The 24,080-nt window shown below is 66.3% G+C and carries 21 protein-coding genes and 6 pseudogenes; 17 read left to right on the top strand and 10 right to left on the bottom strand.

Annotated elements, in window-relative coordinates; genetic code table 11:
* Positions 1-15: 15 nt before the first annotated feature.
* The 5 genes and pseudogenes from NHF48_RS10525 to NHF48_RS10545 all read right to left on the bottom strand — a co-directional run bounded on the left by NHF48_RS10525 (position 16) and on the right by NHF48_RS10545 (position 5,482).
* The gene (locus tag NHF48_RS10525; protein ID WP_253071073.1) at positions 16-1,098 is read right to left on the bottom strand and encodes an acyl-CoA dehydrogenase family protein; all 1,083 of its coding nucleotides are present in this window, start codon (positions 1,096-1,098) and stop codon (positions 16-18) included.
* A gap of 4 nt (positions 1,099-1,102) precedes the next feature.
* A pseudogene (locus tag NHF48_RS10530) lies at positions 1,103-2,300 on the bottom strand (acyl-CoA dehydrogenase family protein).
* Positions 2,301-2,547: 247 nt separating this feature from the next.
* Complete coding sequence (locus NHF48_RS10535) at positions 2,548-3,726, bottom strand: alginate export family protein (protein WP_253071074.1); 1,179 nt, start codon at positions 3,724-3,726, stop codon at positions 2,548-2,550.
* Entirely contained in the window at positions 3,626-4,087 is a 462-nt protein-coding gene (locus tag NHF48_RS10540) for a hypothetical protein (protein ID WP_253071075.1), read from the bottom strand. Before NHF48_RS10540 ends, NHF48_RS10535 begins: the two co-directional genes overlap by 101 nt.
* 51 nt (positions 4,088-4,138) lie before the next feature.
* Positions 4,139-5,482 carry a dicarboxylate/amino acid:cation symporter gene (locus NHF48_RS10545; RefSeq protein WP_263816838.1) on the bottom strand — a complete coding sequence of 448 codons (1,344 nt, stop codon included), beginning with the start codon at positions 5,480-5,482 and terminating at the stop codon, positions 4,139-4,141.
* Between the two features lie 423 nt (positions 5,483-5,905).
* Here NHF48_RS10545 and NHF48_RS25940 point away from each other — a divergent pair.
* From NHF48_RS25940 to NHF48_RS10565, 4 genes and pseudogenes are all read left to right on the top strand, one after another.
* Positions 5,906-6,268 (top strand): annotated as a pseudogene (locus NHF48_RS25940) (sensor histidine kinase); the annotation flags it as partial.
* Between the two features lie 184 nt (positions 6,269-6,452).
* Positions 6,453-7,397 carry a sensor histidine kinase gene (locus tag NHF48_RS10560; protein WP_253071078.1) on the top strand — a complete coding sequence of 315 codons (945 nt, stop codon included), beginning with the start codon at positions 6,453-6,455 and terminating at the stop codon, positions 7,395-7,397.
* 73 nt (positions 7,398-7,470) lie between these two features.
* A pseudogene (locus tag NHF48_RS24980) lies at positions 7,471-7,749 on the top strand (response regulator); the annotation flags it as partial.
* 82 nt (positions 7,750-7,831) lie between these two features.
* Positions 7,832-8,797 carry a sigma-54 dependent transcriptional regulator gene (locus tag NHF48_RS10565; RefSeq protein WP_342454624.1) on the top strand — a complete coding sequence of 322 codons (966 nt, stop codon included), beginning with the start codon at positions 7,832-7,834 and terminating at the stop codon, positions 8,795-8,797.
* Positions 8,798-8,958: 161 nt separating this feature from the next.
* Here the strand turns inward: NHF48_RS10565 and NHF48_RS10570 are convergent, their stop codons facing one another.
* The 3 genes and pseudogenes from NHF48_RS10570 to NHF48_RS10580 all read right to left on the bottom strand — a co-directional run bounded on the left by NHF48_RS10570 (position 8,959) and on the right by NHF48_RS10580 (position 11,975).
* Entirely contained in the window at positions 8,959-9,948 is a 990-nt protein-coding gene (locus tag NHF48_RS10570) for an AbrB family transcriptional regulator (RefSeq protein ID WP_263817030.1), read from the bottom strand.
* A 66-nt stretch (positions 9,949-10,014) separates the two neighbouring features.
* Positions 10,015-10,679: pseudogene (locus NHF48_RS10575) on the bottom strand (spermidine synthase).
* Positions 10,676-11,975 (bottom strand): annotated as a pseudogene (locus tag NHF48_RS10580) (Hsp70 family protein). Before NHF48_RS10580 ends, NHF48_RS10575 begins: the two co-directional pseudogenes overlap by 4 nt.
* 290 nt (positions 11,976-12,265) lie before the next feature.
* Between NHF48_RS10580 and NHF48_RS10585 the strand changes: the two are divergent.
* Both NHF48_RS10585 and NHF48_RS24985 read left to right on the top strand, forming a co-directional pair.
* Positions 12,266-13,516 (top strand): CHASE3 domain-containing protein, encoded by a 1,251-nt coding sequence (locus NHF48_RS10585; RefSeq protein WP_342454625.1) that lies wholly within the window; start codon positions 12,266-12,268, stop codon positions 13,514-13,516.
* Positions 13,468-14,091 carry a GGDEF domain-containing protein gene (locus tag NHF48_RS24985; RefSeq protein WP_342454626.1) on the top strand — a complete coding sequence of 208 codons (624 nt, stop codon included), beginning with the start codon at positions 13,468-13,470 and terminating at the stop codon, positions 14,089-14,091. Before NHF48_RS10585 ends, NHF48_RS24985 begins: the two co-directional genes overlap by 49 nt.
* A 144-nt stretch (positions 14,092-14,235) precedes the next feature.
* On the opposite strand, the gene NHF48_RS10590 is transcribed toward NHF48_RS24985, so the two are convergent.
* Complete coding sequence (locus NHF48_RS10590; RefSeq protein ID WP_253071080.1) at positions 14,236-14,574, bottom strand: lysozyme inhibitor LprI family protein; 339 nt, start codon at positions 14,572-14,574, stop codon at positions 14,236-14,238.
* Between the two features lie 163 nt (positions 14,575-14,737).
* Between NHF48_RS10590 and NHF48_RS10595 the strand changes: the two genes are divergently transcribed.
* The 4 genes from NHF48_RS10595 to NHF48_RS10610 all read left to right on the top strand — a co-directional run bounded on the left by NHF48_RS10595 (position 14,738) and on the right by NHF48_RS10610 (position 16,649).
* The gene (locus tag NHF48_RS10595) at positions 14,738-15,334 is read left to right on the top strand and encodes a Gfo/Idh/MocA family protein (RefSeq protein WP_253071081.1); all 597 of its coding nucleotides are present in this window, start codon (positions 14,738-14,740) and stop codon (positions 15,332-15,334) included.
* Positions 15,312-15,677 carry a hypothetical protein gene (locus tag NHF48_RS10600; protein WP_253071082.1) on the top strand — a complete coding sequence of 122 codons (366 nt, stop codon included), beginning with the start codon at positions 15,312-15,314 and terminating at the stop codon, positions 15,675-15,677. The genes NHF48_RS10595 and NHF48_RS10600 overlap by 23 nt, the downstream gene beginning before the upstream one ends.
* A 255-nt stretch (positions 15,678-15,932) precedes the next feature.
* Positions 15,933-16,151 (top strand): hypothetical protein, encoded by a 219-nt coding sequence (locus NHF48_RS10605; RefSeq protein WP_120301177.1) that lies wholly within the window; start codon positions 15,933-15,935, stop codon positions 16,149-16,151.
* 135 nt (positions 16,152-16,286) lie between these two features.
* On the top strand, positions 16,287-16,649 hold the full coding sequence (locus NHF48_RS10610; RefSeq protein ID WP_342454741.1) for a lysozyme inhibitor LprI family protein: 363 nt from the start codon (positions 16,287-16,289) through the stop codon (positions 16,647-16,649).
* A 12-nt stretch (positions 16,650-16,661) separates the two neighbouring features.
* Here the strand turns inward: NHF48_RS10610 and NHF48_RS10615 are convergent.
* Positions 16,662-17,571, bottom strand: a pseudogene (locus tag NHF48_RS10615) (LysR family transcriptional regulator).
* 87 nt (positions 17,572-17,658) lie between these two features.
* Here NHF48_RS10615 and NHF48_RS10620 point away from each other — a divergent pair.
* From NHF48_RS10620 to NHF48_RS10650, 7 genes are all read left to right on the top strand, one after another.
* Entirely contained in the window at positions 17,659-18,372 is a 714-nt protein-coding gene (locus NHF48_RS10620) for an aldo/keto reductase (RefSeq protein WP_253071083.1), read from the top strand.
* A 46-nt stretch (positions 18,373-18,418) separates the two neighbouring features.
* Positions 18,419-19,900 carry an MFS transporter gene (locus NHF48_RS10625; protein WP_253071084.1) on the top strand — a complete coding sequence of 494 codons (1,482 nt, stop codon included), beginning with the start codon at positions 18,419-18,421 and terminating at the stop codon, positions 19,898-19,900.
* 76 nt (positions 19,901-19,976) lie between these two features.
* Complete coding sequence (locus tag NHF48_RS10630; protein WP_056065312.1) at positions 19,977-20,744, top strand: SDR family oxidoreductase; 768 nt, start codon at positions 19,977-19,979, stop codon at positions 20,742-20,744.
* A gap of 105 nt (positions 20,745-20,849) precedes the next feature.
* Positions 20,850-21,506: a PepSY-associated TM helix domain-containing protein gene (locus NHF48_RS10635; RefSeq protein ID WP_253071085.1), complete on the top strand. Its 657-nt coding sequence runs from the start codon at positions 20,850-20,852 to the stop codon at positions 21,504-21,506.
* A gap of 11 nt (positions 21,507-21,517) precedes the next feature.
* Entirely contained in the window at positions 21,518-22,012 is a 495-nt protein-coding gene (locus NHF48_RS10640; RefSeq protein WP_253071086.1) for a DUF2271 domain-containing protein, read from the top strand.
* 10 nt (positions 22,013-22,022) lie between these two features.
* Entirely contained in the window at positions 22,023-22,862 is an 840-nt protein-coding gene (locus NHF48_RS10645) for a DUF4198 domain-containing protein (protein ID WP_253071087.1), read from the top strand.
* 24 nt (positions 22,863-22,886) lie between these two features.
* Positions 22,887-23,861 carry an FAD:protein FMN transferase gene (locus NHF48_RS10650; protein ID WP_253071088.1) on the top strand — a complete coding sequence of 325 codons (975 nt, stop codon included), beginning with the start codon at positions 22,887-22,889 and terminating at the stop codon, positions 23,859-23,861.
* Positions 23,862-24,080 lie beyond the last annotated feature (219 nt).

Here is a 24,080-nt window from a genome sequence, read left to right on the forward strand (position 1 = left end):
GCCAACCGACACGGCTCAACCCAGAGCGATGTAACGCTGCAGGTGATAATCCTCATCGCCCAACTGGTGGTCGATCATCACCAGCCGCTTGGCGTAGTGCGACACCGCATATTCCCACGTCATGCCGATGCCGCCGTGAAGCTGGATCGTCTCCTCCGCGACCAGTGCGCCGGTCCGCCCGATCGTATACTTCGCCGCAGCCAGAGCCCGGTCGCGCGCCTTCGCATCGTCGCCGTCGAACGCCGACGCCGCATTGATCACCGCCGAGTGCGCCTGCTCGATCTCCAAGAGAACCGTCGCCATCCGGTGCTGGAGCGCCTGGAACTTGCCGATCGGCACGCCGAACTGTTTCCGGTCGCGGAGGTAGCCGAGCGTCGCCTCCTTGACGAACTCCATCGCGCCGACCGCTTCGGCCGACAGCGCGAGCAACCCCGCCCCGACCGCCGCATCGACGATCGCCTGCCCCTGCCCTTCGCCACCAACGCGCGCATCCGCGCCGACAGTAACGTTCTCGAACGTCACATCACCGGCCGCGCCGCCTTCGACGACGTTGAAGCTGCGGACCGATACCCCCGCCGTATCCGCCGACACGAGGAACACGAGCGGATCACCGTCCTGCTCGACGGTCACGACGAACACCGATGCCGCACCGGCCTGCGAAACGACAGCCTTCGTCCCATTGAGCGTCCAACCATCGCCGCTCTCCGTCACGGTCACCGGCGTCGCGCCGTCATCATGCGCGAACGCGGCGATCGTCTCGCCGGACACGATTCCGGCGAGCGTTTCGTCATGCCCGCCAGCCTTGGCCAGCGCACGCCCGGCCATCAGCGCGCCCAGGAACGGCTCAACCACCAGCGCGCGGCCGAGCGCCTCGAACACCACCATGATGTCGAACCCGCTGCCGCCGAAGCCGCCCGCCGCCTCGTCGAACAGCGCGGACACGATGCCAAGCTCGGTCAACTGCTGCCAGACCGCCGGGTCATACCCCGCCTCGCCATACGCGCCCGCGTTGCGCGTCTCGATCGGATACCCGTCGCGCAACGCCCGCACGAGCGTGTCGGCCAGCATGCGGCGGTCGTCGGTGTGTTCGAAGTTCATGGTATCACAGACCCAGGATGGCTTTGGAGATGATGTTCTTCTGGATCTCGTTCGACCCGCCGAAGATCGACAATTTGCGGTTGTTGAAATAGCTCGGCGCCGCCATTGCCGCATCCTCCGGCCCGACATCCTCGCCGTTCCACCCGGCCTCCAGAGCTTCGGGTATGTAGGGCGCCGCGTAGGAGCCGTACGCACGACGGGTGAGCGAGGTTATCTCCTGGCGGATCTCGGTGCCCTTGATCTTGAGCATCGAACTCTCCGCGCCCGGCGCACCGCCACCCGCGACCGCCGCGAGCACGCGCAGGTTGGTCGTCTGCATGTTGGCCAGGTCGATCTCGACCCGCGCCATCCTAGCCGCGAACAGCGGATCGTCCGCCAGCGAGCGCCCGCCTTTCTTCTGCATCTGCGCGACTTCCTTCAGCCGCTCGAACGACGCGATCGAGAAGCCGACGCCGGCGATGTTGGTACGCTCATAGGTCAGCAGGTACTTGGCGTAAGTCCAGCCCATATTCTCTTCGCCAACAAGGTTCGCCACCGGCACTTCGACGTCGGTGAAGAACACCTCGTTCACCTCCTGCTCGCCGTCGATCAGCGTGATCGGGCGGACTTCGATGCCGGGCGACTTCATGTCGATGAGCAGGAACGAGATGCCCTCCTGCTTCTTAGCCGTCGCGTCGGTGCGGACGAGGCAGAAGATCATGTCGGCATGCTGGCCGAGCGTCGTCCACGTCTTCTGGCCGTTGACGACATAGACGTCGCCCTTCCGGACGGCAGTCGTCTTCAGGCCCGCGAGATCGGAGCCGGCGCCCGGCTCGGAATACCCCCTGGCACCACCAGTCGGAGCCGTCGAGGATCCGCGGCAGCCACTGCTTCTTCTGCTCTTCGGAGCCGTATTTGATCAGCACCGGGCCGAGCATGTTGACGCCGAACGGCACGACGCGGGGCGCATGCGCGAGCGCGGATTCATTGTCGAAGATGAACCGCTGGATCACGCTCCAGCCGGGACCGCCCCATTCCTCGGGCCAGTGGTTCGCCAGCCAACCGCGTTCGTTGAGGATCGCATGCCACTCCTCCATGTCCGATTTGCGCAGCCGCTTGCCTTCGCGGACCAGCGTAGAAAGACGCGCTGGGAGTTTGTCGCGAAAGAACGCGCGGACTTCCTCGCGAAAGGCTTCTTCCTCGGGCGTGAAGCTGAGATCCATGACCATGTGACTCCTGATGTTCGAGCCCGTGTGCCACAGTCAATCGCGGAATTGAAGGACCGGTATGGTCCGAAACGAAGAAAACGCAGTGTCGAACGACGCAGGTTAATCTGGACGGTATCCAACTTCTTCCCCCTTCCCTGAAAGGGGAGGGGTCGGGGGTGGGTCGGCCAGCTTGGGCCGAGCGCGTGCGTATGCGGAAGCCGACCCACCCCCAGCCCCCTCCCTTCCAGGAAGGGGAGCAGAATCAGAACCGGTAGCTGATCCAGCCGGCGAGGAAGTCGGAGTTCTTGTACCCCGCATTCGTCAGCGCAGGCCCCGCGATCAGATGCTCGTAGCGCCCGGTGAACGACAGCCGCGAGGTGAACGGATACACCGCCTGGAACCGGAGCGTATCGGCGATCTTCTTGCCCCCGAAATTCTGCGTGCCGGCAAACGCCGAGCCGTTCGCGCGGTACACCGCATCGCTCGTCGTATCGCGCCACGAGCGCTGATATTCCGCGGTCAGCCGCAGCTTGTCGAACACGCTGAACGTCACGTTCGGCGCCAGCGCGACCAGGTTGGTTGGCGTCGCGAACAGCTGATAGCTGTAATAGATGTTGTTGCCGAACGGCGCCAACGAGTTGCGCAGCGTGCCGTTACCGTACGCGCCGCCGCCGCTCGCATAGTCCGCGTGGAAACCGACGCGCGGCGCGGACTTGCCCTCGCCGAGCTTGTAGGTCTGCGCCAGCAGGATCAGCCACGCCTTGATCGAGCGATTGTCGTACGAACCGCCCTGGTAATTGATCGTCCAGTCGAGATTGACCGGCCCCGCATCGCCCCAGACGTGCAGGCCATAGAAATTGCGGACTTCACGCGCATTTTCCGTGCCCCAAACCGCCGAACGATTGCGCAGGCGCCAGAGGAACGGATCGACGTACAGCTTCGAACCCCCGAACAGCGTCTCCGGCACGACGATGCCCGTCGAGATGCCCGAGAAGCGCCGCGCGCTCTCCGCATTGTCATCCTGTGTACCGCCATTGCCATACGCGGTCGGCTTGAAGTCGAACACGTCGGCGCGGATGCCGGCGGTGCGCGCCCAGGCGCGGAAGCCGTTGAAACCAAAGAACAACGTGTTGTTGTCGCGCGGCACGACCAGCAGGTTCGGGCCGTCGGCGAACGTCTGGCGGCCATAGCGCACGCCGACATCGACATCGGCGACCGTCCCGGTCAGATCGACGAACGCCTGCTGCACGGCCAGCTTGTTGCGCAGGTTGGGCAGCGCGGTTCCGAGATTCTGACCCTCCAGCGTGCCGTGCGCGAGTTCGCCGTAGAAGCGGAGATGCTCACCGACATGCAGGTCGGCACCACCGAACAGGCGGAGAATGTCCTGCCGCTGTGCCTCGGTATCGCGCAGATTGGGGTTGGTGGTCTGGTTGACGCGCAACCGCGCCCTCGCCTGACAGCGTCAGATAGACGTCACCGTCACCGGCGATCGAGATGAACTTCAACTGGTCGACGATGTCCTTGCGCTTCTTCGGGTCGCGCAGCTTCGACCAGTCCTCCGCCCAGCGCGACTGGTTGTAACCACCCGCCGTCACGCCGTCGCCGATCGCGGCATTGGGATAGCTCTCGGCGATCGGCGAGGCTTCGGCGGTGCTCGACACGTCCTTGGCGCCGGCATTCGCCTGTCGCGAGGGCGGCGCTTCGGCCTGCGCCATCGCCGCGCTCGAAAAGGCCAGGGTGGAAAGTGCGGACGCGGCAAAGCCGGCCGCATACGCCATGCGGCGGATCGTCATCGAGGTCATAAGCAAATATCCGGTACAGGACGCGGGACCGGCGAACCGGCCCCGTACGCGTCAGTGGGCGGTAGCAGCGGCGGGGATCGCCGCCGGCACGAACTCGGGAAGCTTGCCCGACAAGGCGGCATCAAGCTTGTCGCGGTCGAGACCGCCTTCCCAGCGGGCGACGACGATCGTCGCTACCGCGTTGCCGATGAAGTTGGTGAGGCTGCGGCACTCGCTCATGAAGCGGTCGACGCCGAGGATCAGCGCCATGCCCGCGATCGGCACCGTCGGCACGATCGACAGCGTCGCGGCCAGGGTGATGAAGCCCGCGCCGGTGACGCCCGCCGCACCCTTCGAAGAGATCATCGCGACGACCAGCAGCAGCAGTTCCTGCCCGAGCGTCAGGTGCGTGTTGGTCGCCTGCGCGATGAACAGCGCCGCCAGCGTCATGTAGATGTTGGTGCCGTCGAGGTTGAACGAATAACCGGTCGGCACGACCAGCCCGACGACCGACTTCTCGCAGCCGGCCGCCTCCATCTTCTGGATCAGGTTCGGCAGCGCGGCTTCCGAGGACGACGTCCCGAGCACCAACAGCAGCTCGGCCTTCAGATACTTGATCAGCTTGAAGATCGAGAAGCCGGTCAGGCGAGCGACGGTGCCGAGAATGACGACCACGAACAGCGCCGCGGTAAGATAGAACGTCGCGACCAAGGCACCGAGATTGGCAAGGCTGCCGATCCCGTATTTGCCGATCGTGAACGCGATCGCACCGAATGCGCCGAGCGGGGCTGCGCGCATCAGGATGCCGACCAGCTTGAAGACGATCAGGCTGAGGCGCTCGAGGAAGTTCAGCACCGGCTTGGCAGGCTCGCCGACCAGGCTGAGCGAGATGCCGAACAGGATCGCGACGAGCAGGATCTGGAGGATATTGCCCTCGGTGAACGCGCTGACCATCGTGTCCGGGATGATGCTCATCAGAAACCCGGTGATCGTCGTCTCGTGCGCCTTCACGGTGTAATCCGCGATGCCCTTGGTATCGAGCGTGGCGGCGTCGATGTTCATCCCCGCGCCCGGCTGGACGACGTTGGCGACGATGAGCCCGACGATCAGCGCCAGCGTCGAGAAGAAAAGGAAGTAGGCGAACGCCTTGCCCGCGACGCGGCCGACCGAACCGAGCTCCTTCATGCCCGCGATGCCGGTAACGAGCGTCAGGAAGATCACCGGTGCGATGATCATCTTCACCAGCTTGATGAACGCATCGCCGAGCGGCTTCAGCGCCGCGCCGTACGTCGGATAGAAATGCCCGAGCGCCGCGCCGAGCGCGATCGCGATCAGCACCTGGATATAGAGCTGGCCGCTCCAGCGCTTCCGCGCGGGCGTTTCCGCGACGCCATATGTCTGGGTGGGTAGGGTCAACATCGCCTCCTGGTATTCTCGTCCACTCACGCGGGACGTTGTGTGCGACGGTAATGCCGGGCCGGACCGGGGACTACAAGAGTGGGTTCACAAGCCCGCAAAACGTTGGTTTTAAGCCATTTATTGGCATACCGATTATTCTGACGTGTGGAAAATGTCGTGTTTCAGTAATAGCGTGACGGCTGCGTGTGTGATAATCCGCACAAAATGATCCGACTCCGATCTCCCCTTTTCATCACGGCGTTGACGGTGCTGATGGCGTTCGCGGCGCTTGGCACGATCGTCGCGGGAGTCGCCTCGATCTACGGCCAGCGCGCCGCTCAAGACGCGCGCGCAGGCGTGCAAATGCGTGCGGTCCAGCAGACGCGGAGCAACCTTCGCCTGCTCGAAGCCGAGTTGCAGACCTATCGCCTGTTGCCGATCATGCTCGGCGAATACCCCGATGTTCGCGCGGCACTCGCGTCGGGCAAGGTCGACCCGGCGCTCAACACCAAGCTCGCGCTGCTGGCCGAACGCACCGGCGCCCCGGTGATCTACGCACTCGACACGCAGGGCATGGCGATCGCCGCTTCGAACGCCGGGCGCCCCGACAGCTTCCTTGGCCACGACTACCGCTTCCGCGACTATTTCACCAAGGCGATGGCGTCGGGCGCAACCGAGTTCTTTGCGCTCGGCAGCGTCAGCGGGCGGCCGGGCCTGTACCTGTCACGACGGATCGACCGCGCGGGTCGACCGCTCGGCGTGGTCGTGGTCAAGGTCGAGTTCGAGAAGATCGCACGCGCCTGGATCCAGGACCGGATGGCGACCTTCGTCATCGATCCCGACGGCGTAATCCTGATCTCCAGCGATCCGACGCTCGAATTTCGGGCCACCCGCCCGCTCTCGCCTTCACGCCGCGCCGAGCTGGTCGAGACGCGGCAGTTCGGGACGTCACCACTGGCCCCCCGCTCCACTGACACTCGCCGATGGGGTGTCACGGCTGCCCGACGGATCGCCTGCGATCACGGTGTCGCTTCCGGTACCGATCTCGGGCTGGCGGCTGGTCCATATGGAGCCGCTCGACGCTGCCCTGCGCACCGCCGCTGCGCGCACGCGCTGGGCGACCGCGATCGCCGCGATGCTGACGATCGCGACGATGCTCGGCGCGTGGTGGCTGTACGAGCGGCGCAAGCGCAACGTCGGCGCGCGCGCGGAACTGGAGGCGGAGGTCGCACGCCGCACCGCCGAGCTCCGCGCCACCGCCGACCGCCTCCAGATCGAGGTCGAGCAGCGCGAGGCGTCCGACCAGCGGTTCCGCCAGGCCCGCGAGGAGCTGGCGCACGCCAACCGCGTCGGCTCGATCGGCACGATCACCGCCAGCGTCGCGCACGAGATCAACCAGCCCGTCGCCGCAATCCGCACCTTCGCCGACAATGCCGCGGCGTTCCTCGACCGCGGCGAACCGGCGCGCGCGGCAAACAATCTCCAGTCGATCGTCGACCTCACCAGCCGGATCGGCACGATCACCGCCGGGCTCAGGCGCTATGCCCGGCGCGGCGCAGGCTCGATCGGCCCCGTCGCGCTCGACGAAGCGATCGACGGCGTCCGCCTGCTGATCGGCGACCGCTTCCGCGCCAAGGGCGTGACGCTGGACCTGCCGAACGGTCCCGAGGCGCGACTGACGGTGATCGCCGGCCGCGTCCGCCTGGAGCAGGTGCTGGTCAATCTCCTCCAGAACGCCCTCGACGCGGTCGCCGACCGACGAGATGCCCGGGTGAGCGTGACGGTCGGACGGAAAGGCCGCGACGTCGTCCTGACCGTCGCCGACAACGGCCCCGGCATCGAGGCCGACATCGCCGACCACCTCTTCACCCCGTTCGCGACGAGCAAAAGGACGGCCTCGGCCTCGGCCTCGGCATCGCGCGCGACATCATGACCGAGTTCGGCGGCACGCTCGACCTCGTCCCAGCACCCGAAGGCGCCATATTCCGTATGATCCTGGTGAAGGCATGAGCGAGCAAGCAGTTCTCTTGGTCGACGACGACGACGTCCTGCGCGGTGCGCTGGAGCAATCATTCGAACTCGCGGGCATCGCGGTGATTGCCGAGCGCGATCCGACCGTCGCGCTGGCCCGCGTGACCGCCGGTTTCGACGGCGCGGTGGTGTCCGACATCCGCATGCCGAAGATGGACGGCCTCGAACTCTTCCGCCGGATCGCCGCGATCGATCACGAGATCCCGGTGCTGCTGATGACCGGCCACGGCGACGTCGCGATGGCGGTCGCCGCGCTCAAGAACGGCGCGTTCGACTTCATCCCCAAGCCCTTCGCGACGGACCATTTGATCGCGGGGGGCACGCCGCGCGCTCGAAATGCGCCGCCTCGTGCTCGACAACCGCCGTCTCCGCGCCGCCGCCGAGGAAACGATCGGCGCCGAACCGCTGATCGGCGAGACCCCGGTGATGGTACGCCTCCGCGAAACGATGCGCCAGATCGCCCAGGCCGACATCGACGTGCTGGTCGAAGGCGAGACCGGCACCGGCAAGGAACTCGTCGCGGTCCTGCTCCACCGCTGGAGCAACCGCCGCTCGCGTCCGTTCGTCGCGGTCAACTGCGCCGCGCTGCCCGAGGCGGTCGCGGAGATCGAGCTGTTCGGCCACGACGGCGACTCCCGCCTGCCGCGCACCGGCCGGATCGAAGCCTCGAACCGCGGCACGCTGTTCCTCGACGAGATCGAGAGCACGCTGCCTGCGTTCCAGGCGAAACTGCTCCGCGTGCTCGAGGAACGTGAGGTGATGCCGGTCGGTGGCGACCTCCCGCGCGCACTCGACCTGCGTGTGATCGCCGCCGCCAAACCCGGCCTCGAACAGGCGGTAGAAGAAGGCCGCTTCCGCGCCGACCTCCTCTTCCGCCTCGACGCGGTACGCCTGCGCATCCCACCGCTAAGGGAACGCCGCGACGACATCCCGCTGCTGTTCGGCCACCTGCTCCACCAGGCGGCAGAACGGTTCGGCCGCGAGGTCCCGACGATCGACACCGCCACGCTAGCGTATCTCGGCCAGCACGACTGGCCCGGCAACGTCCGCGAACTCGACAACCTCGCCAAACGCCTTGTCCTCCGCGTAGAGGCGGACGAACCTGTCGACGAAGACAGCGGCATCCCCCTCCCCGCCCGCGTCGACAAATTTGAGGAAGCGACGATCCGTGCCGTGCTGCAACAGGTAAGTGGCGACGTGCGGTCTGCACTGGCAGCGCTCGGCATCCCGCGAAAGACGTTCTACGATAAGCTCAAGCGTCACGAGATCGACGTCGAGGCCTACCGCCCGACCAAGGGGTGACTTGTGATCCTCCCCCGCCAGGGGGAGGTGGCACCGAAGGTGACGGAGGGGGAGGACACGGAACCGGGGTTATCTCTTACCTCCCCCTCCGTCTGGCAAGTGCCAGCCACCTCCCCCTTGCGGGGGAGGATCACGAGTTCGCTCCGGCGGCAAGCGCAGCGCTAAGTCGGAATAACCGGCGGCGGCACACCGCCCTGCCGCGTGGCCACGAACTTCGCGAGCGGCGGCCCGATCAGCAACACCCCCAGGAACCGCAACACCTGAAGCGCCATCACGAACGGCACATCCACCGGGCTCGACGCAGCGATGATCGCCACCGAGTCCATCCCGCCAGGGCTGGTCGCCAGATACGCGGTAACCGGATCGATCCCCCACCAGCGCGTCAACGCCGCCGCGATCCCGCCGCAGAATGCGATCAGCAGCGCCACCGACAACAAGATCCGCGGCATAGCCTTCCCCGCCACCCGCAGCGTGTCGCGCGTGAACGACAGCCCGATACGCCATCCGACCACCGCATAGCTGATCGCCAGCAACCACTGCGGCAACACCGGTTGCGCGACGCCAGTGACGTTGAGCGCCGCCCCCGCCACCAGCGACCCAAGCAGCGCCCCCGCCGGCAGCTTCAGCACGACACCAACGCTCGCCCCAACACCGGCAATCGCGATCGTCCGCAGCACGGCGACCGGATCGACCGCCGCAAACCACGTGGCCGCAACATGATGCCCGCTACCACCGCCGACCATTACCGCCGCCAGCACCGACGCGACCACCGCCACGCTCACGACCCGCGTGTACGTCATCACCGCGACCAGCCGCGAGTCCGCGCCATACGCCTGCGCCATCAATACCATCGCGCTCGCCGCGCCGGGCGTCGATCCCCATACCGCGACGGTCCCCGGCAACACCTGCCACCGGCTCAGCAAATACCCGAGCACGCTGCTAGCTGCGAGCGTGACGAAATTGACCATCAGGAACACCGGCCAGTGATCCGCCACCGTCGCGACGATCCCCGTCGTGATCGACCCCGCGATCAGCGTCCCGACCGCCGCCTGTGCGCCCCGAAACGCAGACGTCGGCACGCTCAGCGACCACCCACGCACCGCCAGCACCACCGCCGCGATCATCGGCCCGAGCAGCAACCCGGCGGGCAGCCCTGACCATCTCCAGCAGCCCCGCGATCACCGCCGACAGCGCGATCAAGACGGCCCACCGCCAGATCATGGCTTGGTGGCGAACCAGATCGTGTGCCGCGCGCCGCCCTTCCGCGTCGCCCGCGCGATCACTTCGTCGACTGCGAAACCCGCTTCCGCAAGGCGTGTGGCGAACGGCTTGCTCGGCGCTGACGACCACACGGCGAGCACCCCGCCCGGCCGCAAAGCCGCCCGCGCCAGAGACAACCCACGCGCTCCGTAAAGCCGATCGTTACCTGGCCGCGAAATTCCGTCCGGACCGTTATCGACGTCGAGCAGGATCGCATCCCACCCGCCCCTCGCCGATCGCCGCGGCGACATCGCCTTCGAAAATCCGGGTCCGCGGATCGGTCAGGCTGTCGCCATGCACCGCCGCCATAGGCCCGCGCGCCCATTCGATCACCGCCGGCACGATCTCCGCCACAACTACCTCCGCGTCAGGCCCAAGCCGAGCCAGCGCCGCGCGAAGGGTAAACCCCATCCCAAGCCCGCCGATCAGCATCCGCACGCCCGGCCGCCCCCCGATCCGGTCGCAAGCCTGCTCCGCCAGCGCCTCTTCCGATCCGCTCAGCCGGCTGTTCATCAACTCGTTCGCACCGAGCATGATCGAGAACTCGGCACCACGCTGGAGCAACCGGAGCTCACCCCCCACCCGGCACCTGCGCCGTTCCAAGGAGTACGCGAGGGATCATGCCGACCAAGCCGCGATATCGTCCTGCTCGCCGATCAAGGCCAGCCCATGCGCGATCGAGGTCAGTTCACCACCGCTCATGATCGCCGCCTCGCCGAACCGCTCGACGAAAATCCGCCGGATGCGCGGGATCAGCGACGATCCGCCGGTCAGGAACACCCGGTCGATCTCATCGCCGCCGACGTTCGCCACCTCCAAGGCGCGGTCGACCGCCGCCTCGATCCGCACAACGTCGTCGGCGATCCAGCCCTCGAACTGCGCCCGCGTCACGTCCGCCTCGATCTCAAGCCCCGCGCCTGCGAAGTGGAAATGCGCATCCTCGCCACTCGACAACGCACGCTTGAGCGACCCGACCGCATCGTACAGCGGGTACCCCAGCTCGTTCTCGATCACCGCGATCATCCGCCCGATCGCATCCGGATCCACGGCGGTCTTCTGCAACCGCTCCAACTCGGTCATCGTCTTGCGGTTGCGCATCAGCGCGAGGCGCGACCAATCCGCGAAATCGGCGAAATACGCGCGCGGAATTTCCAGTTCCTTGCCGAACGACTTGTACGCGCCGCCCTTGCCCAGCATCGGGAGCACCAGCCGGTCGAGGATCCGGTAATCGAACCGATCCCCCCGCGATCCCGACACCCGCATGCCCGAGCGGCGTACAGCGTCGCGCAGCCCCCGGTTCGGCCACGCGCACCACCGAAAAGTCGCTCGTACCGCCGCCGAAATCGGCCACCAGAATGGTCGCCGGCTCGGTCAACCGTGTCGCATAGCTGTAGGCCGCGCCGAGCGGTTCGTAGACGTAATGGATCTCCGCGCCGAAGCCCTTGAACATCGCGTCATAGCGCGTGCGGGCGAGCGCTTCGTCGGGCCGCGCGCCGGCATATTCGACCGGCCGCCCGACCACGATCCGGTGCGGCCGCGTATCGAGCTTGCCGTCGGCGTGCGAAATCAGCTTTTCGAGGAACAGCTGGCCCATCTCCTCGAAGCGATAACGCTTGTCGAAGACCGAGGCCTGCTCGAAGGTCTTCATGGCCGCGACCGACTTGAACGACTGGATGAACCGGCTGTCGAGCGGGTACTCCATATATTCCGCGATCGCCCACGGCCCTGCATCCGACGCGAGCCCCTTGCCGCTGTCGTCCTGCCAGAAGCACAGCGCCGAACGGAATACCGGGCTCGTCTCAGCAGGGGCGGCGAAGGTCACGAGTTCGGGCGTCCCGCCGCGCGTCCCCAGCGCCACGACGCTGTTGGTCGTGCCGAAATCCAGCCCCAAAGCGGGGCCGCCAGCGTCCGTCTGCATCGCGTCGTCCTTCAATGAACGCGCGCCTATGCCGATGCGGGGTGCGGGATGGCAACCCCGCGCGTGCTTTGGCGGACCAGTTGAGCGGCTTTGGTTGAGCTTCGATCTATGACTGGATGACCGCACACACAGCGGAAGCCCGTTAAGAGTCGGTCTCCAGCGGTTTGCCTTTTTCCAGGCAAGCCGTTCGCCCAGATTTTATCAGGCACGCCCCTTTTCCCGCGGACGAAACAAGGCCGGTCCCTCGCAGCGTAACCAAACGCTAAGCTCTTCGGGATAAGCATGCCGCGATGTTCGTATCGCTGACAGCGCGTATCACCGCGATCGGACTCATCGTCCTCCTGGCGTTGGCGTCTTTGGCGGGGCTCCTCGCCGATGCGTCGTATCAGGCCAGCCAGAGCGTTCACTGGGCCGCGCATTCCGCCGGGATCATCGAGACGACCGAGGCGGCGCTGGGCGATCTGCGCGAGGCCGAATCCGGCCAGCGTGGCTTCGTCATCACGCGCGATCCAGCCTATGCTCGGTCGTACGCCGAACGTGTGGATAGCGCTGCCCGAACCATCGCCCGAGTCGTTGAACAGACCGACGACAATCCGCTTCAGCACGCACGGGCGAAGGAAATCGCGTTGCTGATGAAGGAACGCTCCGCCTTTTTGCTGCAACCGTTAAATCTTGCCCGCCGGGGTGATTTTTCCGGCGCGGTCGCGGTCATCGCGAGTGGCCGCGGCCGCGAACTGATGGATGCGATCAGCGTGCGCGCGCAGGGCTTTCTCGACGAGGAACGCGCGCTCCAGTCCACGCGGCAGGACGCGGCGGTTCAGCGGCTGGAGAGCGGCAAGAGATTGGCGATACTCGGCGCGATCGCCGTCGCCCTCGTCGTCGTCGGCAGCTTTGCACTGCTCGTCCGGGCGATCCGCCGCCCGCTGGCGACCATGATGCGAGCGATGACCGCGCTAGGCAGCGGCGAACAGGACGCCCGCATCGATACTGCGATGGGATCGCGCGAATTTGCCCGCCTTGCCGTCGGCTACAATGCGATGGCCGACCGATTAAGGGGTGCCGTCGCAGACCAGGGGCACCAGCGAGCGGCAATTACAGATCGTCAACACCGAACTCGAGCAGAACACGAAGTCGCTTCGCGAACGCGGCGAGGTGATCGAACTGCTCGGCGGCATGGCGCATCGCATGCAGGCCGCGCGCACCGACGACGAATTGGCGCAGATCATTCGGGTGTTCGTACCGCAGGTGCTCCCCGACATCCCCGGCGCGCTGTACGCGCACAACAACTCGCGCAATTGCCTTGTCCCCGTCGCGAGCTGGGGCGGCATCACCGTGCCGATCGAAGGCTTTGCGCCGGAGCGGTGCTGGGCGCTGCGTCGCGGCCAGAGCCACTCCGTCGAAGACCCCAGCCGAGAGATCGTCTGCGGGCATGTCGCGGAGAACGAGGTATATCATTGCGAACCCCCTGCTCGCGGGCGGCGAGGTCATCGGCGTGCTCTATCTCCAGGGCCGGATCGGAGCCGAGAACCGCTTCCGGATGAACGTGCTGACCGAGAACATCGCATCCGCGCTGGTCAACCACCGCTTGCAGCGATCGCTGCGCGAGCAGACGATCCGCGATCCGCTCACCAGCCTGTTCAATCGTCGCTACATGGAAGAAACGCTCAAGCTGGAGATCGCCCGATCCTCGCGCGCGGGAACTCCGCTCAGCCTCGTCATGTGCGACATCGATCATTTCAAGCGATTCAACGACGAGTTCGGCCACGATGCCGGCGACTCAGTGCTGCAGATGGTCGCGGCGGAGATGCGCAGCCGGTTCCGCGACGGCGATGTTATCTGCCGCTTCGGCGGCGAGGAGTTCACGATCATCGCGCCGGGCACGACCGCGGAAGCGCTTGCCGGTCGCGTCGAGACCGTGCGGCGCGCCATAGCGGAACTGGCAGTCCGGCACGGCAACCGCACGCTGGGCTCGACCAGCATGTCGTTCGGCATCGCGACCTGGTCCGACGCCATGGACCGGGATGGCGCGACCCTCATCCAGGCGGCGGACATGGCATTGTATCAATCCAAGCGTGACGGCCGCAACCGCGCCACCATCAGCATGCTAGCGGCTTGACCCGGCCGTTCGGACCGGTCCCGGCGCGCCGTCGACTGGAACAGCGTCGCATTGAGAACCGGATTGCCCGGATAGAGGATCTCACCGGGTTCAAGACCCTCTCCGACCCCGCTCCGCTTCCAAACGGCTGTGGCAGGGACCACATCAGCGGTAGCGCGCAAGCCACGCGGTGCGCCGATCGGTCTGCTTGGTCAGGCAGGCGGGATGGTTCAGGCGTTCAATCGTGCCGACGCCGTCGCCTTGATCGAGCGGGCAGGCAGCGTCGCGCTGCTTGATCCAGGCGCGCTGCGACGTGCGCAATGCGGCGCGACGCGCAGACGGCAACCGTTTCATGGTGGCGGCATAGGTCCTGTTCAGTCGCCCATCGGCCCGCTTGTAGTCGGCGCCGAAACAGGCCGCCATCGCTGGGGTGATACCCTGTGCGGCCTCCCCGGTGTTGAGGCAGCGGTCGAGATCGGACGAGCCGGCTAGGGTGAGGGGCAAGTGCTAGGATCAACATTTCAGGTCTCCTTTCCCTGTCCAACGTCGCAAACCCGGGTCGGTTCTGTGGCGCCTGCGTAAATCGTCAGCCACGCGGGAGCGACGTATCGGCACGAAGCGCGATTGCGGTATCTAGCGCACCGGAATTGACAGTTCGGAGGTCGCGATGCGCGTATTGGTGACGGGATTGGGCGACATCGCTCACAAGGGATATCTGCCGGTGCTGGCGGCCAACCCCGAACTGGAGCTGCATCTGGCGACGCGCGACCAGCGGGTTCTCCGTGAAGCCGGACATTCGTTCCGCGTGCCTCACCTTCATGCCAGCGTAGAGCATGCATTGGCGGCGGCGACCTTCGACGCGGCCTTCATCCACGCCACGACCGGGGCGCATCCGGCGCTCGTTCGACTGTTGCTGGAGCGGCGTATCCCCACCTTCGTCGACAAGCCGCTCGCCGACAATCTCGCCGAAACCCAACAGCTTGTGGCACTGGCCGAACGCCAGGAAACCCTCCTGACAATCGGGTTCAACCGCCGGTTTGCGCCGGACTATGCCGCGCTTCGTGGTACCGGCGCGAGCTTGATCGTGATGGAAAAGCACCGTCACCGCCAGGCCGACACCGCGCGTAAAGTGGTGTTCGACGACTTCATCCATGTCGTCGATACGCTGCTGTTTCTAGCACCTGCCCCCCATCCTGCGCCGCACGATCGAGACTCATGTCGAGCATGGACTGCTCAAGGCGGTGACGCTGATGCTGGCGGGTGACGGCTTTACGGCCATCGGCACAATGCACCGGGATAGCGGACTGGATGAGGAACGACTGGACGTGATCGGGAACGGCGTGCGGCAGTCGGTGCGGAACATGGCGGAACTGGTGCGCTCGGCAGGTACGGAGTGCCACCACCGGCGCGGTGACTGGACCTCCGTCGGCCGTCAGCGTGGCTTCGAGGCCATGTGCGCGGACTTTCTGACGGCAGCACGCGAGAAACGCCCCACCCCGGCTGCAGACATCCTGGCGACGCACGCGCTCTGCGAAGCCATCACCTTCCATGCGGATGCGCACGGGAGAGCCGACCGACGACCTTATGCAGATAATTCAGGTAATTAGGACGCCTCCCGACACATACGCACTATATTACAAGTATATTGAAGCCAAAGCAGTTGGATTTGAGCGTCTAATTCTCCTTCTCGTGAGCAACTAATCCGCGTCGATACAGGACACCATTATCTGTCCGATCCGGACATGTTATCATCAGGAACCCACTCGGCCTGGAATCGTTGGTGCCCCGCAGCCGCCACGGCTGTTCCATGAGAAGAGTGACTTATGATTAAAACATTGATTCTCGGCGCGTCCGCCGTCGCCATGACTGCCCTGCCAGTTGCGGCCAGCGCCGCGCCTGTCGCCAATTCGGCACAGTCGCTCTCGGTCGCGTCGCCGGTTCGTGCGGGCACGTCGTCGAAGAAGGCGAGCAATCTCACGGGCGTGAGCATTGTTCCGCTGATCATCGGCGTCGGCATCGTCGCTGGTGTGACGTACCTGATCGTCGACCATGAAGACGACAACAACTCCGACAGCAACTAGGTGAAATGGGTCGGGTAACACCGGCCCATTTTTCTATCGAACAGGTTGCCGCGGATCGACCCGCATCGAGGCGAACCAATGACCCGCGCATGGCTTCTCCTGACGCTGCTGGCATCGCCCGCCCACCTTGCCGCAATGCCGTCGGCCGATCCTACCCGCGCCAGATTGGCGCGTTGCCTGGAGCGCGAAGCAAACGCCTCCACCGCCGGCCAGACCGAATGCGAGACCAAGGCGCTGCGCGACTATGATCGGCGCATGAACCTTGCGTACGCGGCCCTGCTGCGGCGGCTCCCTGCCCCGGCAGCGCAATCCCTGCGCCGATCGCAAAGGGCCTGGATCACCTTCCGGGATGCCGAGGACAGGGCGCGAACTGCTATCTACGCCACCCGCAGCGGCACGATGTACGTCCCGATGGAGGCGGCTGCCGGAACAATCCTGACGCGAGACCGCGCGCTGCAACTGGAAGGCTATGCGCGCATACTCTCGATCGAGAGCTGACCGTCCGATCGCTTAACTGGCCAGTCGGGCGACGAGAAAGTCGACGAACACGCGCACGCGCGCCGGCGTGTTCGTGCCGCCGACGAACACCGCGTGGATCTGCTCGACATCGCCTGGATTGAAGTCCTCCAGTATCGGTACGAGCCGTCCCGCGGCGATGTCGTCGACGACGCTGAAAGCCCCGACACGCGCGATCCCGACCGCCGCACATGCGAGCTGACCCAGCGTTTCGCCGTTGTTCGCCTCGATATTGCCCCCTCACCGACAACGCGATATCCTGCCCGTCGCGGCGGAATGGCCAAACCGGTTCGACGCGGCGGAAGTTGAAGTTCAGGCAATTGTGCGCGTGCAGGTCTTCGGGGACCATCGGCGTCCCGCACCGTGCGAGATAGTCGGGCGCCGCGACGATGACGCGCCCGCTTTCGCCCAGCTTGCGCGCGGTCAGCAGGCTGTCGGCCAGCGGACCGAAGCGCACCGCGACGTCCGCTTGCCCGCCCGCGACATCGACGAGCGTATCGGTCAGCGCGAAATCGACCAGGATATGTGGGTACGAACGCGCGAACTCGCCCAGCAGCGGCACGATGCACAACCGCCCATGCGATAGCGCGGCGCTGATCCGCAGCCGCCCGCGCGGCGCGCCCTGATCCGCGATCTGCTGTTCCGCGTCGTCCAGGTCGGCGAGGATCCGACGCGCGGTCTGCAGATAGACCTGCCCCTCGACGGTCGGCGTCAGGGCCCGCGTCGAGCGCAGCAGCAACCGCACGCCAAGCCGCGTCTCGATCCGGTCGATCGACCGCGCCACCGCCGATGGCGTCAGCCCCAGCGCGCGCCCAGCACCCGAGAAACTGCCCTCGCGCATCACCGTCGCGAAGATCTCCAGCGCACGAGCCCGGTCGGCGCCTATCCCGATCTTTGCGTCCACGTCACAAATCCTTCGCCGTCACATCGTCTAATAAGGGGGCACCATACCGTCCATCTATGCACCAACGCGAACATCGGGGATACGCACATGGACTATCGGCAATTGGGATCATCGGGCTTGCGTGTTCCCGTGTTGAGCTTCGGCACCGCGACCTTCGGCGGCACCGGGCCGTTGTTCGGCGCGTGGGGACGCAGCGACGAGACCGAAGCACGACGGCTGGTCGATGTCTGCCTGGAGGCGGGCGTGACATTGTTCGACACCGCCGACGTCTATTCCAACGGCGCCTCGGAGTCCGTGCTCGGCGCGGCGATCAAGGGGCGGCGCGACCGGGTGTTGATCTCGACCAAGACCGGCCTGCCGATGGGTGACGGCCCGCAGGACTGGGGCGCGTCGCGGTCGCGGCTGATCCGCGCGGTCGAGGATTCGTTGCGGCGGTTAGGGACCGATTACGTCGACCTTCTCCAGCTTCACGCCTTCGATGCATCGACCCCGACGGAGGAGGTGATGGGCGCGCTCGACACGCTGATCGCTGCGGGCAAGGTCCGCTATGTGGGCGTGTCCAACTATCCCGGCTGGCAGCTCATGAAGGCGCAAGGCATCGCCGACCGCAACGGCTCGCCGCGGCTAGTCGCGCACCAAGTCTATTACTCGCTGATCGGCCGCGCGTACGAGGCGGACCTGATGCCGGTCGGCGCGGACCAGGGAGTCGGCGCGCTGGTGTGGAGCCCGCTTGGCTGGGGTCGCCTGACCGGCAAGATCGGGCGCGACCGGCCGATCCCCCGCGGGCAGCCGCCTGCATGACACCGAACAGTTCGCACCGCCGGTCGAGGCCGAGCACCTCTACCGCGTGATCGACGCGCTCGAGGCGGTCGCGGCGGAGACGGGCAAGACCGTGCCGCAGGTCGCGATCAACTGGCTGTTGCGCCGCCCGACCGTATCGTCCGTCATCATCGGCGCACGCAACGAAGCCCAGTTGCGCGACAATCTAGGGGCGGTCGGCTGGGAACTGACGGCCGCACAGGTCGCTGTGCTCGATACGACCAGCGATGTGCTGCCGCCCTACCCCCCATACGCCCTATCGCCAGCAAGAGGGTTTCGCCCGGCTAAACCCTGCGCTGGTCTGAGGAATGACATCATGAAACTCAATCCCGGCCTGCTGGCCCTCGCCGTCGGCGCGTTCGGCATCGGCGTGACCGAATTCGCGCCGATGGGGCTGCTTCCGGTCATCGCGACCGATCTCGGCGTGTCGATCCCGACCGCGGGATTGCTGATCAGCGCCTATGCGCTCGGCGTTGTCATTGGTGCGCCATTGATGACGTTGACCACCGGGCGGGTGCCGCGGCGGACGCTGCTGATCGCACTCGCCAGTATTTTCACCATCGGCAATTTGCTCGCGGCGGTATCGACCGGCTACGGCATGCTGATGGCCGCACGCATCCTGACCTCGTTCAACCACGGCGCGTTCTTCGGCGTCGGGTCGATCGTGGCGGCCAGCCTCGTACCGGCGGAACGACGCGCGGGCGCGGTGGCGGCGATGTTCATGGGCCTGACGATCGCGAACGTCGTCGGCGTGCCGCTCGCGACCTGGGCAGGCGACCATCTCGGCTGGCGCGCGTCGTTCTGGGGCATATCGGCGCTCGGCGTGGCGACGATGGCGGCACTGCGGCTGACCTTGCCGGCTCTGCCCGCGCCCGAGGGCAGCGATGCGATGGCGGAACTGCGTGTGCTGACACGGGGCCCCGTGCTCGGCGCGCTGGGCCTGACCGTGGTGGGCGCGAGCGCGATGTTCACCGTGTTCACCTACATCACGCCGATCTTGCGCGAAGTGACCCACGCCTCGCTCGGCTACATTACCGCGATGCTGGTGACCTACGGCCTGGGGCTGACGCTCGGCAACTGGCTCGGCGGCCGTTTCGCCGATCGCTCGGTCGACAAGACGTTGATCATCACACTCGCCTCGCTAACGATAATCCTGATCGTGTTCGCACTGCTGATGCCATTCAAGATTCCGACCGCGGTTCTGATCTTCCTCTGGGGTATTGCGAGTTTCGCGCTCGTTCCGCCGCTGCAGATCCGCGTGATGCATGCCGCGGCGGACGCGCCCAACCTCGCATCCGCCATGAACATCGGCGCGTTCAACCTGGGCAACGCGATCGGCGCAGCAGTCGGCGGTGGCGTGATCGCGGCAGGGTTCGGGTATCCGGCGGTGGCGATGGCGGGTGCCGTCTCGTCGGCACTCGGGCTGATCGCGGTGGTCGTCAGCGTTCGTAGGGAGGCCACGCACAGTCGCCGCCATCCTGCGTCGGTGGGCACGGTCGAGGCTATGTAGAAGCCGACCCCCTGATCGATGGGGACCGAACGCGCATGGCCTGCGTTGTACGGCCGCTATCATCAGGAGACGCACCATGAACCCAACCGGCAACACTATCCTCATCACCGGCGGCGGGTCGGGTATTGGCGCCGCGCTGGCGCAGCGTCTCCACGATGCGGGCAACGCGGTGATCGTTGCCGGCCGACGTCAGGAAGCGCTCGACGAGGCGATCGCAGGGCGGGAGAACATGAGTGCGATCACGCTCGACATCGACGACCCCGCCGCGATCGAGGACTTTGCCAAGCGCGTCGTCGCCGAACATCCCGCACTCAACGTACTGGTCAACAATGCCGGCATCATGAAGCTGGAGGACGCCGCGACCCGCCGTGATCTGACCGATGCGGAGGCCACGATCGTCACCAATCTGCTGGGTCCGATCCGGCTGACCAATGCGCTGGTCGATCATCTTGCGGCACAGTCCGGCGGCACGATCGTCAACCTGACGTCCGGGCTTGCCTATGTCCCACTGACCGCCGCACCCACCTATTCGGCGACCAAGGCGGCGATCCATTCCTACACCGTGTCCTTGCGTCGCGTCCTGGACGGCAAGGTCGAGGTGGTCGAGATCGCGCCCCCCGGCGTGCAGACCGGTCTTACCCCCGGGCAGGAAACGCGCCCCGGCTACATGCCGCTGGAGGCGTTTGCGGATGAGGTCATGGCGCTTTGGACGCAGCAGCCCACGCCTAACGAGATACTCGTCGAACGTGTTCGGCCGTTGCGCAATGCCGAAGCCGATCATCGCTTTCCGGAAGCCGTCGTGCAGTTGAACGAAATGGCCGAACGCGCGCGCCGCGGGGGCTGATCGCTGGTGCCTCGACGTACGAAACGTCGAAGCACCACCCGCCTTTTCTGCTAACTATTCTCAATAGCCTTGATCTGCCTGTTGCGAGCCGATAGGCGGATCAGCGTGAACGCGTCCCAAACTTCCCCGTCGCCCGCGACGATCGCCAAGCGCAAACGCAAATGGCGAAGCTGGTGGCTCAAGCAATTGCACAGTTGGCACTGGATCAGCGCGGCGCTGTCGCTGACCGCGATGCTGTTGTTCGCGATCACCGGCATCACGCTCAATCACGCCGCGTCGATCGGTGCCAAACCGGTGGTCGTGGAGAAAAGCGGGACGTTACCGCGCTCGCTGCTCCACATGCTCAGCGCACCGCATACCGCCGACGCGCCGCTCCCCGTTCCCGTCGCCAAGGCGGTCGCGAACGCGGTCGGGCTCGATCCCGCCGGCAAGCCCGTCGAATGGTCCGATAGCGACGCCTATGTCGCCTTGCCCCGCCCCGGCGGCGACGGCTGGGTCAGCATTGCGCGCGCGACCGGCGCGATCACCGCGGAAACCACCGATCGTGGCTGGATCTCGTATCTGAACGACCTGCACAAGGGTCGAAACGCGGGCGCGGCGTGGTTCCGGTTCATCGACGTCTTCGCAGGGGCGTGCATCCTCTTCACGCTCACCGGGCTCCTGCTGCTGCAACTCCACGCGCGGCACCGGCCCTCGACCTGGCCGATCGTCGCGGCCGGACTCGCGCTTCCCGTCTTGCTCGCCATACTGTTCATCCATTGAGGGGTTTCGCCATGCGTCCTACCGCGTTCCTGTTGCTCGGCGGGGCGATCACCGCGCCTGCCCTGTTGTCGCCTGCGGTTGCAGCGCCGCCCGGTGCGGTGACGATCACGGTTCCGCGGCTCGACGTCGCCGAATATCATCGCCCCTATGTCGCGGTATGGCTGGAGCCGGTCGGCGGCGGCGCGCCGCGGACGCTGGCGGTCTGGTACGACCTCAAGAAGCGCGGCAACGATCCCGGTACCAAATGGCTCGCGGACCTGCGCGCATGGTGGCGCAAGGGCGGCCGCAGCATGACGATGCCCGCCGACGGCGTCAGCGGCGCGACGCGGACGCCGGGCCAGTACACCATCCCCCTGCCCGCCGACGTCAAACCCGGCCAGTATGTCCTCAATGTCGAGGCTGCGCGCGAGACCGGTGGTCGCGAACTCGTCTCCGTACCGCTTACCGCCGGAGCCCGCACCACGGGTAAGACCGAGCTCGGCGCCGTCGCCATCTCCGCCCGCTAAGGATCACAGCATGAAGCCTTTTGTCGCACGCCTGATGGCCGCCGCCGCGCTGTTGTCGATCCCCGCCGCGCTGTCGGCGCACCGCATGTGGCTGTTGCCGTCGGCCACGGTGTTCTCAGGGACCGACGGCTGGGTGACGGTCGACGCCGCCGTCTCGAACGACCTGTTCTTCTTCGATCACCAGCCGCTCCGCCTCGACGGCATGAAGGTGTGGCAGCCCGACGGTAGTGAAGGCGCACTGCAGAACGGCGCGACCGGGCGCTATCGCTCGGTGTTCGACGTGAAGCTCGACAAGCCGGGCACCTGGAAGATCGGCACGCAAATGTCCGCCGTCATGGGCAGCTTCAAGGTCGATGGCGTCGAGAAGCGCCTCGGCGGTCGTCGTGGTCCGCCGCAGCCGAACGCGCCTGCCCCGCTGACCGTCGCCGACATCCCCGCCAACGCGACCGACGTTAAGGTCACCGAGGTATCGGGCCGCAACGAGATCTTCGTGACCGCGGGCGCGCCGACCACCAACGTCTTCAAGCCGACCGGCAAGGGCCTAGAGTTCGCACCGATCACGCACCCCGACGAACTGGTCGCGGGCGAGACCGCCAAGTTCCGCTTCCTGGTCGACGGCAAACTCGCGGCGGGGTTGAAGGTGACAGTGATTCCAGGCGGCAAGCGCTATCGCAACGACGAGGGCGCGCGCGAGTTGACCACCGGCGCGGACGGCGTGTTGAGCGTCTCGTGGCCGACCGCCGGGATGTACTGGCTCAACGCGACGCTGACCGACGCCAAGGCGACCTCGCCACGCGCGACAGAGCGCCGGATGAGCTACGTCACGACGCTCGAAGTCCTCACGCCCTGAGGCGTTCGGCATGAGTTTGGCGGCATGAGGATCGCGCTGCCACCGACGATCGACGCCGCGGCGTTCGCGGCGCGCGATCCGTCGGCGGTGGTGCTCGATCTACACGGCGAGACGATGGGGACGTCGTGGAGCGTGCGCTTCGCTGCGCCCGCCGGTACCGACGCGTCGTCGATCCGGTCCGCGATCGTCGCGCGGCTGGCCGGGCTCGTCGCGGAGATGAGCCACTGGGCACCGGACTCGCTCCTGTCCCGCTTCAACCGGTCGCCGGGCGGCACCTGGACGACGCTCCCGCTCGACTTCGCGCATGTCATGACGCGCGGCCTGGCGATCGCCGAGATAACCGGCGGCGCGTTCGATCCGACGATCGGCAGGCTCGTCGATGCCTGGGGTTTCGGCCCCGTCCCCGTCGCTTGCCCCCCAGGCATACTCGAAATCGAGACGGCTCGCGCGACATCGGGCTGGTCCCGACTCTCGTTCGCCCCCACCGGCGCGCATCTTCGCCAACCCGGCGGCACCAAGCTCGACCTGTCGGGCATCGCCAAGGGCCACGCGGTCGACGCCGTCGCCGACCTGCTGCACGACGCCGGTATCACTAACGCGCTGGTCGAGATCGGCGGCGAACTCGCCGGTCACGGGATCAAGCCGGACGGCGATCCCTGGTGGGTCGACCTCGAAAGCCCGCCCGGCCTGACACTCCCCCCGCTCCGGATCGCGCTGCACGGCCAGGCAGTAGCAACCTCCGGCGACTACCGCCGCGGCGCCCACACGCTAGATCCACGCACCGGACGCCCGATCGATACCGGCGTCGTGTCCGCCAGCGTCATCCACGAGACCGCGCTCGACGCCGACGCCTGGGCGACCGCACTCACCGTGCTGGGGCCGCTACAGGGCATCGAGCTCGCAAACGCCAACGGCATCGCCGCACGCCTTATCACCGAGATCGACGGCACTGCGCAGGAGTACCTGTCGCCTGCTCTGTCGGCGATGCTCGAAGACTGACCACCACCGTCATTCCCGCGGAGGCGGGAACCCATATCGGCAAGCCTCACGATACGATCATGAACTTTCCGAGGGTAAGCAATTCCGTCGGCGCAGCAACCAAGCGCGCACGAGACCAGCCTTCGCAAAGTTGGGACGCAGGAGCATACCCACTTCACCCCACGACGCTACCCGATCCCGCCCTCGCGCGTTACCAAAGCCAATGACCGACGCGCTTCC

This window comes from Sphingomonas sp. H160509, assembly GCF_024124765.2.
Classification (GTDB): domain Bacteria; phylum Pseudomonadota; class Alphaproteobacteria; order Sphingomonadales; family Sphingomonadaceae; genus Sphingomonas.

Excerpts from the sequence above, each read along its gene's own strand:
- NHF48_RS10525 (WP_253071073.1), bottom strand. The coding sequence starts at position 1,098 with ATGAACTTCGAACACACCGACGACCGCCGCATGCTGGCCGACACGCTC.
- NHF48_RS10540 (WP_253071075.1), bottom strand. The coding sequence starts at position 4,087 with ATGACCTCGATGACGATCCGCCGCATGGCGTATGCGGCCGGCTTTGCC.
- NHF48_RS10565 (WP_342454624.1), top strand. The coding sequence starts at position 7,832 with ATGCGCCGCCTCGTGCTCGACAACCGCCGTCTCCGCGCCGCCGCCGAG.
- NHF48_RS10585 (WP_342454625.1), top strand. The coding sequence starts at position 12,266 with ATGTTCGTATCGCTGACAGCGCGTATCACCGCGATCGGACTCATCGTC.
- NHF48_RS10595 (WP_253071081.1), top strand. The coding sequence starts at position 14,738 with ATGCGCGTATTGGTGACGGGATTGGGCGACATCGCTCACAAGGGATAT.
- NHF48_RS10605 (WP_120301177.1), top strand. The coding sequence starts at position 15,933 with ATGACTGCCCTGCCAGTTGCGGCCAGCGCCGCGCCTGTCGCCAATTCG.
- NHF48_RS10610 (WP_342454741.1), top strand. The coding sequence starts at position 16,287 with ATGCCGTCGGCCGATCCTACCCGCGCCAGATTGGCGCGTTGCCTGGAG.
- NHF48_RS10620 (WP_253071083.1), top strand. The coding sequence starts at position 17,659 with ATGGACTATCGGCAATTGGGATCATCGGGCTTGCGTGTTCCCGTGTTG.
- NHF48_RS10630 (WP_056065312.1), top strand. The coding sequence starts at position 19,977 with ATGAACCCAACCGGCAACACTATCCTCATCACCGGCGGCGGGTCGGGT.
- NHF48_RS10640 (WP_253071086.1), top strand. The coding sequence starts at position 21,518 with ATGCGTCCTACCGCGTTCCTGTTGCTCGGCGGGGCGATCACCGCGCCT.
- NHF48_RS10645 (WP_253071087.1), top strand. The coding sequence starts at position 22,023 with ATGAAGCCTTTTGTCGCACGCCTGATGGCCGCCGCCGCGCTGTTGTCG.
- NHF48_RS10650 (WP_253071088.1), top strand. The coding sequence starts at position 22,887 with ATGAGGATCGCGCTGCCACCGACGATCGACGCCGCGGCGTTCGCGGCG.